Raw genomic sequence first — 628 nt, 5'->3', positions numbered from 1 at the left:
TTGGATCACCTCCTTTCTAGAGTACAAAGTGATAATCTCACAATTATCGCTTAAGAGGAGTCTCAATCACACTTGTTTAGGTTTGAGAGATTGATTTTTAAAAGTAGTTATTAAGGGCCTATAGCTCAGCTGGTTAGAGTGCACCCCTGATAAGGGTGAGGTCACAAGTTCAAGTCTTGTTAGGCCCACCATTATTTATTTTTATCCGTTTTTATTTTTCATATTAGTATATTATATTTATAATTCTCAAGATCTTTGTTAATTAAATTTTTTAAAATCTAATGTTGTTTGATTAAAATTTATAATTTCTATTTTTCAAATATTATATTCTTATATTTTTTGATTTACCTAAAATTGCTTCATTTTGTATTAAAAATTTTTAATAATATTAAATTTTTAATTATTTAACTAGATTTTAGTACAAATTTTCAAAAAATTATAATATTTTCTGAAAATTGTTTTATATTTAAGCTTATTTTAATATTAATATTGTATAATTCCACTCACATTTCAAGTTAATCTTATTTAGCTTTGAAAAGTAAAGTTACTTAAATTACCATTGTTAAAAGTCACAATCAAGTTTTAATATTTAAAACAATTTTACAGGACTTGTTAGAGCTTTGAATTT

Annotated in this window: 1 tRNA gene; it reads left to right on the top strand. The window is 23.1% G+C overall.

The window, feature by feature from the left end:
• The first annotated feature begins 114 nt into the window (after window positions 1–114).
• Window positions 115–191 (top strand) — tRNA-Ile (locus tag CIGNP103_RS08025).
• Window positions 192–628 lie beyond the last annotated feature (437 nt).

The organism is Campylobacter sp. P0103 (genome assembly GCF_002139545.1).
Taxonomy (GTDB): domain Bacteria; phylum Campylobacterota; class Campylobacteria; order Campylobacterales; family Campylobacteraceae; genus Campylobacter; species Campylobacter devanensis.
Note: the sequence above shows the minus strand (reverse complement) of the source record. Positions and strands in the feature narration are given on the sequence as shown.